The sequence below is a fragment of the Phenylobacterium sp. FG114 genome (genome assembly GCF_057809855.1).
On the sequence record NZ_JBMDKU010000019.1, the window covers coordinates 63,405 to 71,825 of the forward strand.

The 8,421-nt window shown below is 70.3% G+C and carries 6 protein-coding genes; 2 read left to right on the plus strand and 4 right to left on the minus strand.

What is annotated here, in order from left to right; translation table 11 throughout:
* Positions 1-14: 14 nt before the first annotated feature.
* The 3 genes from ACODSY_RS23945 to ACODSY_RS23955 all read right to left on the minus strand — a co-directional run bounded on the left by ACODSY_RS23945 (position 15) and on the right by ACODSY_RS23955 (position 4,448).
* On the minus strand, positions 15-680 hold the full coding sequence (locus ACODSY_RS23945) for a TetR/AcrR family transcriptional regulator (RefSeq protein ID WP_488954417.1): 666 nt from the start codon (positions 678-680) through the stop codon (positions 15-17).
* A 136-nt stretch (positions 681-816) separates the two neighbouring features.
* Positions 817-3,117 carry a TonB-dependent receptor gene (locus ACODSY_RS23950; RefSeq protein ID WP_488954418.1) on the minus strand — a complete coding sequence of 767 codons (2,301 nt, stop codon included), beginning with the start codon at positions 3,115-3,117 and terminating at the stop codon, positions 817-819.
* Between the two features lie 23 nt (positions 3,118-3,140).
* Positions 3,141-4,448, minus strand: a complete 1,308-nt coding sequence (locus ACODSY_RS23955) for a spinster family MFS transporter (RefSeq protein WP_488954419.1) — start codon at positions 4,446-4,448, stop codon at positions 3,141-3,143.
* A gap of 100 nt (positions 4,449-4,548) precedes the next feature.
* Between ACODSY_RS23955 and ACODSY_RS23960 the strand changes: the two genes are divergently transcribed.
* Complete coding sequence (locus ACODSY_RS23960; RefSeq protein ID WP_488954420.1) at positions 4,549-6,093, plus strand: long-chain-fatty-acid--CoA ligase; 1,545 nt, start codon at positions 4,549-4,551, stop codon at positions 6,091-6,093.
* A gap of 2 nt (positions 6,094-6,095) precedes the next feature.
* On the opposite strand, the gene ACODSY_RS23965 is transcribed toward ACODSY_RS23960, so the two are convergent.
* The gene (locus ACODSY_RS23965) at positions 6,096-7,253 is read right to left on the minus strand and encodes a glutathione S-transferase family protein (RefSeq protein ID WP_488954421.1); all 1,158 of its coding nucleotides are present in this window, start codon (positions 7,251-7,253) and stop codon (positions 6,096-6,098) included.
* A gap of 81 nt (positions 7,254-7,334) precedes the next feature.
* On the opposite strand from ACODSY_RS23965, the gene ACODSY_RS23970 reads away from it, so the two are divergent.
* Positions 7,335-8,360, plus strand: a complete 1,026-nt coding sequence (locus tag ACODSY_RS23970; RefSeq protein WP_488954422.1) for a glutathione S-transferase C-terminal domain-containing protein — start codon at positions 7,335-7,337, stop codon at positions 8,358-8,360.
* Positions 8,361-8,421: the final 61 nt, after the last annotated feature.

Below are 8,421 nucleotides of genomic sequence, written 5' to 3' on the forward strand. Positions count from 1 at the left end.
TCCCCTCGGGATCCTTATCTGTTGTGGGTGTCCGCGGCGCCCTCGATCCGCAGGTATCGGATCAGCATGAGCGCCAGCTCCTGGTGCAGTTCTGGGTCGCCGGCGCCCCAGGGCCCCGGCCCGTGCAGCATCGCCGAGATGATCTGCCCGTGCATCATGCGGATGGCGAGGTGGGCGCGGTCCTGGATCTTGTCGTCCATCGCCACGCCGCGCGCTTTCAGCAGCGCTACGAGGAATTCCGCCTCGATCGCCTCCACGCGCCGCATGGGCGGCCAGACGTCCTGCCCGCGGAGGCTGAGCTCGAACAGCGCCCGGTAGTAGCCCTCGATGCCGCGCATGGTCCGCGCGGTGTTGTGGGTCAGCCGGTTGAGCAACTCCTCCAGGGTCTCGTCAGCTCGGGCCGGGTCCTCGAAGAACTTGGCGATGTTCGCCTCGGCGCGGGCGGCCATGTCGGCCTGCAGCGCCAGGAAGAAGGCTTCCTTGTCCTTGAACCGGCGATAGAAGCTGCCGACCGAACAGCCCGCCCGCTTGGCGATGTCGGTCAGATGCGTCTGCCAATACCCCTTCGCGGCGAACGCGCGCTCGCCGGCCTTGAGCAGGCGATCCCGCTGCTCGCGGCTGCGGGTCTGGTACGCCGGCCGGGTCCAGTTCGGATCGGCCAGGGGACTGGCTTTCGGCATCTGGATCCTTCGGTGCTCGTCTTGCGGTTTAGCCGCCTGCCGCGACGTTTCCAATCGTAACGACGTTCGGTCCCGGCCGCTCGAAGCCGCGCCGGGACCACCCGTCGGATGTGCCGGCCCTTGAGGGGCCGACCGGTCAGAACCTGACCTGAAGCTCGACGCCGTAGGTCCGCGGCGGGCCGTACCAGCCGACGAACGAGTCGACGGCCGTCGTCCCGCCCGCCCCGATTAGGAAGCCGAGCGGGTGGGGCGAGGTCTGCAGGTAGAACGACTTGTCCGAGAGGTTCTTGCCATAGGCCGACAGGCGCCAGCGGCCGTCCTGCGCCTGCACGCCGGCCCGCAGGCCGAGCAGGGTATAGGCGCCCTGGAACGAGCGCGGATCCAGCGTTGGCGTCAGGTACTGCTCGGAGGTGTAGGCGATGTCGCCCTGGGCGAAGACCGCCAGGTCCTTGAAGCTCAGGTCGTGGTTCCAGGCGGCCGCCAGGCTCCACTGCCACTTCGGGTTCTGGGAGGGCCTGACTCCATTGAAGTTGCACGAGCCCGGCCGGCTGCCGTTGGCGGTCTGGCCCGCGTAGCACTGCCCCGCCGTGTAGTCGGTGTACTCGGCGTCGTTGTACGACAGGCTGCCGTTCAGCGAGAACTCGCGGGTCAGGCGCCAGCGCGCATCGGCTTCCACGCCCTGCGAGCGCCGCTCGCCGGCGTTGCCGACGATGAAGCCCGTTCCGGTGATCGGGTTCAGAAGCGAGTCCTGGAAGTCCTTCAGGGTCGTCCGATAGATGTCGACATTCAGGACGAGCGCGCCGTCCAGCAGCGTCGACTTGACGCCGATCTCATAGTTCATCGAGTTCTCGGCATCGAACTCGTAGGGGGTGTTCGGCGCTGCGGCGCGGGCGTTGAAGCCGCCGGTCTTGTAGCCGGTGGCGGCGAGCACATAGCCCATGATGTCGGGTGTGATGTCGTACTGGGCGCCCAGCGACCAGGTGAACTTCTTCTCGCTGCGGCCGACCTCGCCGACGACGTTGATCGGATAGGCCGAACGGAACTGCGGCGTGCCCACCGGGCTGTTCACGCTGGCGATGTAGCTGTCCTTCTTGTCCCACGAATAGCGGGCGCCGCCCGTGACCCGGAAGCGGTCGGTGACGTTGAAGGTCAACTGGCCGAAGGCCGCCGCGCTCTCGGTCGCCTGGCGATAGAAGAAATGGTTGGACTCGCCCGGCAGCACACGGGCGTTGCCAGGGAACACCCGCGTCGTTCCGGCCCCGGCCACCGTCTGCGTGTCGTACCGCATGTTCTCGCGGAACAGATAGACGCCCGCGATGTATTCGAGCCGCTGGTCGGTCGGCGACAGGATCCGCAGTTCTTCGGAATAGACCTCGGCCAGCAGGCGCTGGAAGCCGCGGGTGATGTCCAGCGGCACGGCGTCTGCGGCGAGCTGGGTGATGTTGTCGTCGTAGGCGTTGTAGGCGGTGATCGACGTCAGCGTGTGGCCGCCCGGCAGGTCCTTGTCCACCTGGATCGAGGCGCCGTAGCTGTCGGTCGCGTTGCGGCCCTCGTAGTCGTCGTCGACCACGTGGTCCTTGCCGTCGAAGTTGCGGAACGGCCGGCCGGCCGCGGCGCTCGCGGCCAGGAATCCCGGCGTCGCGATGCCGCGCGGACCCGTCGGATTGACGATGTCCGGCGTGCAGCAATGCGAGTTGATGTGCGCGTAGTAGGCGATGAAGTTGACGTCGATGTCGTCCGTCGGCTCCCACTTCAGCCGCCCGCGCGCGCCGCGTTGCGAGCTGCCGTTGACGTCGTCGTCGGTGAACAGGTTGTGCTCGTAGCCCTCGCGGTCGGCCACCCAGAAGGAAAGCCGTCCCGCCAGGTTATCGGTGATGCCGCCGCCGACATAGCCGCTCAGCCGCATGTCCTTGTAGTTGCCCAGCGTGCCGGTCAGCATCGCCTCGGGCGCGTGCTGGGGCGCCCGGGTCGTCATGTTGATGGCGCCCACCGGCGTGTTGCGGCCGTAGAGCGTGCCCTGGGGCCCGCGCAGCACCTCGATGCTGGAGATGTCCTGCAGGTTGACCTGGATCGGCCCGGCGGCCGGCAGGTACACGCCGTCGAGGAAGACCCCGACGCTGGCCTCGATCCCCGGGTTGGTGCCCGAAGTGCCGACCCCGCGGACGAAGATCGTCGTGTTGCGGTTGTTGTTCGACTGGGTGATCTGGACGCTGGGCAGGAAGCGGGCCAGTTCGGTCACGCTGGTCACGCCGCGCTTCTCGATCTGGTCGCCGCTGACGGCCGAGACGGCCATCGGCACGTCCTGGATGTTCTCGGCCCGCTTCTGGGCCGTCACCACGACGGCCTCGACCTCGCTCGTGTCCTGGGCCAGGGCCGGCGCATTGGCCAGCAGGGCCATCGCGGCCCCCAGCAGCAGGGCGGTTTTCCTCGACGTCATGGCGTTCCCCTTCGATTTGCTTGTCATGGCGCGTTCCCGGCCACTTCGGGTGTCAGGTTGCGGGCGGCGAGCAGGAAGAAGCCCACCGAAATCAGGTCGCCCACCACGGCCAGGCACAGGGCGTAGGCGAGCGCGTCCTGTCCGAACGACGGCGTCAGCACGTCGCTCGACACCCCGATCAGCAGCGGGCCCAGGCCGAAGCCGATCAGCGAGATCACGAACAGCATGCAGGCCGAGGCGAAGGCGCGGGTGCGCGGCGGCGCCAGGGTCTGGATCGTCGCGTAGACCGGGCCCGTGAAGCTGTTGCCCAGCAGGCCCGGGATGATCAGGCAGGCGATGGCCGTCGCCCCGTCGTCCGCCAGGTAGGCGCTGAGGTAGAACGGGACGCGGATGGCCATCAGCACCGCCGGCGTCCAGGCGTACCAGCGGATATCGCGCCGCCCCAGCCGGTCGGCGATCCAGCCTCCGCCCAACGTCCCGAAGATGCCGGTCAGGCCCGAGATCAGCCCCAGCGCCAGCCCGGCCTCGGCCGTCGACATCCCATGGATGCGGATCATGAAGGCCGGATTCCACTGCAGCGCCCCGTACGACGTGTAGGCGTGCAGGGCCGACCCCAGGACCAGGTAGTTGAAGGCCCGGATCTTCAGCAGCGCCTTGAGGGCGTCGAGCCAGGATCCCTCCGCCTCGCCGGCGTGGTCGGCGCTGCGCGGCGGCTCCCGCAGCGTCAGCATCACCACGGCCGAAACCAGGATACCCGGCAGTCCCACCACCACGAAGGCGGTCCGCCAGTCGAAGGTGTCGTTCAGCCATCCGCCCGCGAACAGGCCGATCAGGATGCCGATCGGCACGCCCGTCGAGAACACCGCCAGCGCCGTGGCCCGCTTGCCGTGCGGGAACAGGTCGGCGATCAGCGCGTGCGACGCCGGGCCCGCGCCGGCCTCGCCCACCGCCACCCCGATGCGGCCCAGCAAGAGCTGCGGAAAGCTGGTCACCAGGCCGCAGAGCGCGGTCATGCCGCTCCACACCGCGAGGCTGCCGGCGATGATGTTGCGGCGGGAGACCTTGTCGGCAAGGCGCGCGATCGGCAGCCCGGCGGCGGCGTAGAACAGGGCGAAGCCCAGGCCCGACAGCAGGCCCAGCTGGGTGTCGGACAGGCCCAGGTCCTTGCGGATCGGCTCCATCAGGATCGACAGCACCTGCCGGTCCACGAAGTTGATCACGTAGACCACCATCAGGAGGCCCAGCGCGTAGTAGGCCTGGACCGCGCTGATCGCGGCGACGGGCGCCGGCGCGCGCTCGCCCGCGCCTTCCGAACCGGCGGTCACCGCCATCTGCATCCTCCCCGCCACGCTCTCTTTCCGGAACGTGAATTCCGCTTCATACTCTGCACAAGGGTCCGGGCTGTCAATCGGAGCCGTGCGGGAGGATGAGATGGAGCAGGTCCTGGACAGGGTGCTGGGCGACGCCGTGCGCCGCCAGGCGGCGGAACGGCCCGATCATGTCGCCTGCCGGTTCGCGGGCCGCGAGATCACCTATGGCGAGCTGGACGCGCGGGCCAGCCGCGTCGCCCAGGGCCTGGCCGGCGCGGGCCTGCGGTCCGGCGCCCGGGTGGCGATCCTGTCCAAGAACTCCGACGTGTTCCTGGAGGTCCTCGCGGGCTCGCTCAAGGCCGGCACGGTCCTGCTGCCGCTCAACTGGCGGCTGGCGGCGCCCGAGGTCCGCTACATCCTGAAGCACGGCGAGGCCGAGGTGCTGATCGCCGAGCCGGAGTTCGCCGGGCTCGCGCGCGACGCCGCCGACGTGCTGGCCGGCGCGGGCCAGGTCCTGATCGTCGGCGACGGCTACGAATCCTGGCGCGACAGCCAGCCGGCGCTCGATCCGATGGTCCCCGTCGAACCCGACGACGTGTTCGTGCAGATGTACACCAGCGGCACCACCGGCCTGCCCAAGGGCGTCCAGCTCAGCCACGCCAACTACGCCGCCTCGCACCGGGTGACGAGCGGCTTCGACTGGAACCAGGCCACCCACGAGGACATCACCTTCGCCCCGGCGCCCTTTTTCCACGTCAATGGCCTCAACATGGTCGTGCGCACGCTGCGCTCCGGCGCGCGGCTGATCACCGTCGACCAGTTCCGGCCGTCCGAGGTGGTGGATGTCTTCGAGCGCGAGCGGGTCACCCGCGCCACCCTGGCGCCGGCGATGATCCAGATGTGCCTCGACGTCGAGGGCGTGGAGGACCGCGACTTCTCCGCCCTGAAGCTCATCACCTACGGCGGCTCGCCGATCTCCGAGACGGTGCTGAAGCGGGCGCGCCAGGTGTTCCGCTGCGGCTTCGCCCAGGGCTACGGCATGACCGAGGCGACGGGGCCGGTCGCCATGCTGCATCCCGCCGACCACCACGACGACGCCCGGCTCACCTCGTGCGGCCGCCCCGTGCCCGGCGTGGACGTGGCGGTCGTGCGCCCCGACGGGGCGCCGTGCGACGCGCGTGAGGTGGGCGAGGTCGTGGTGCGCGGGCCGACGCTCACCCGCGGCTACTGGCGCGACCCGCAGGCCACCGCGCGGACCATCGTGGAGGGCTGGCTGCGGACCGGCGACGCCGGCTATTTCGACGCGGCCGGCTACCTCTACATCCACGACCGGGTGAAGGACATGATCGTGTCCGGCGGCGAGAACATCTATCCGGCCGAGGTGGAGAACGCGCTGGCCAAGGACGCCTGCGTCGCCGACGTGGCGGTCATCGGCGTGCCCGACACCCGCTGGGGCGAGGCGGTGAAGGCCATCGTCGTGCTGCGGCCCGGCGCTCCCGCCGACGCCGCCGGACTGATCGCCCGATGCCGCGGGCACATCGCCGGCTACAAGGCGCCCAAGAGCGTGGACTTCGTGGACGCCATCCCGCGCAACGCCGCCGGCAAGATTCTGCGCCGCGAACTGCGCGATCCCTTCTGGGCGGGCCAGGCGCGGGCGGTGAATTGAGCTCAGGCCACCGCCAGCCGGCTCCGCACCCGGGTCAGTCTCCGCGCCAGCCGCAGCCGCAGCAGCGCGCCCACGCCGATCGCCTCGGCCAGCGCCTCGCACGCCCGCCGCGCCTCGCCGTCCAGGCCGGCGACGTGGTCCAGCGCCCGCTGCAGCACCCACAGCGAATGGCCCTGCGCCTGCTGGCGCATCTCCACGCCGTGATAGTCGAACGTCACGGGGCCCAGGGCGGGCTGGTCCGCCCCCTCGGGCGACACGAGGGTCCCCGGCGGGGCCTCCGGGTTCGCCGCGACCCAGGCGGCGAGGCGCTCGGCGGACGCCAGCAGCTCCGGCCCATAGCCGACGAACACCTCGCGCAGCACCTCCGCCAGGGTGTCCGGCACCGCGTCGTCCGGCAGGGGCGCGCGGGGCGTGTGCGGGAATTCCGGCGTCACGGCCTCCTGGCCATTGATCCGTTCGATCCAGCGGAACACCAGCGGCGCGGTGCGCTGCAGGATCTGCAGGGGATAGGGATCGCGTCCCAGGTGTCCGTAGAGCGGCCCCATCAGCGCGCAGTCGCCCCGCGTCGGCGCTCCGCCCAGCAGGTAGGGATGCTCCGCCAGGTGCGCGTTCAGGCGCGCCAGGACCCGCGCGTAGGCCGCCTCGATGACGGGGATCGTGCGCGCCTCGATGCCCAGCATCGGCAGGTAGCCCGCCATCTTGGACGCCACGCGCCGGCCCAGGCGCTCGATATCCTCGGGCGATCCGGGAAAGCGCAGCGAGCGGCCGAACTCGCCGACCAGGAAGGCCTCGTTGATCTCCGGGAAGCTCCAGCGGAAGTGCATGGCCGGCTTGGTCAGCCCACGATCGCCCACGCATTCCAGAAGATGGGTGACCAGCCGCTGGCGCGGTCCCAGGCCCGCGTTGGCCGTCGGCGCATGGCGCCGCTCCAACTCGTCCAGGATCAGCGTGGTGTCCTGCACCACGGTCCCGTCCGCGAATTCGACGACCGGTATCCGATGGCTCTCCGCCGCCGCCTGCACCGTGGCGCGGTAGCGGGGGTGCGACGGGAAGCGCTCCTCGTAGGGGATGGCGTTCGCGCGCAGGAAGGCGCGCACCTTGGCCGTGTAGAGCGACGACGGCGCCCCATAGAGCACCACTTCGCAGTCCGTCGCCCTCAAACCCGCCTCCCGAGAATATCCGTTTGCGAACCGGAATTACGGTTTTATCATGGGCCCTAACGAACACAACGGGAGGGATGCATGGGAACGACGGAACGGGTGCTGCTGAATGGCGTGCCGGGCTCGCCCTACACCCGCAAGATGCTGGCCCTGCTGCGCTACCGCCACATCCCCTACAGCGTCATCCAGCTCTCGCACGAGGCGCCCCACCTGCCCCGTCCGAAGGTGTCGCTGCTGCCCACCTTCTATTTCCCCGACGCCGACGGCGCGCTGGTGGCGACGACCGACTCCACCCCCATCCTGCGGCGGCTGGAACGGGAGCATGCGGGGCGCGAGGCGCGGCCGGCCGACCCCGCCCTGGCGCTGATCGACGCCCTGCTCGAGGATTTCGGCGACGAGTGGCTGACCAAGGCGATGTTCCACTACCGCTGGGCCTACGAGGCCGACGTGGCCAAGGCCTCGGCCGTCCTGCCGGCCTACACCCGGGCGCGTCTCCCCGACGCGGAGCTCCAGGCCGCTGGCAAGGGGGTCGCCGAGCGCCAGATCCCGCGCCTGCGCTATGTGGGCTCCAACCCGGTCACCGGCCCGGTGATCGAGGCGAGCTACGTCCGCTTCATCGACCTTTTCGAGGCCCATCTGCGCGACCACCGGTTCCTGCTGGGCGACCGCCCCTCGGCCGCCGATTTCGCGATCTACGGCCAGCTGACCCAGCTCGTTCACTTCGACCCGACCTCCATGGCCCTCACCCACGCCCGCGCGCAACGGGTCGCCGCCTGGGTGCTGCTGATGGAGGATCTGTCGGGCGAGGACCCCAAGCCCGAAGACTGGTTCGACGTGGGCGCCCTGCCCGCCACCCTGACGGCGATCCTCGGCGAGGCGGGCCGCACCTATTCGCCGCTGCTGCTCGCCAACGCCGCGGCGGTCCAGGCCGGCGCCGCTGAGGTCCAGGCGCAGATCGACGGCAAGCCGTGGGTGATGCAGCCCTTCGCCTACCAGGCCAAGTGCCTGATGTGGCTGCGCGAGGAATACGCCGCCCTCGCCGCAACCGACCGCGCCCGGGTCGATACGGCGCTGGCCGGAACGGGCTGCGAGGCGATCTTCGCCTGACCTTGCGGGGGGGGGGGGGGGGGGGGGGGGGGGGGGGGGGGGGGGGGCGGGGGGGGGGGGG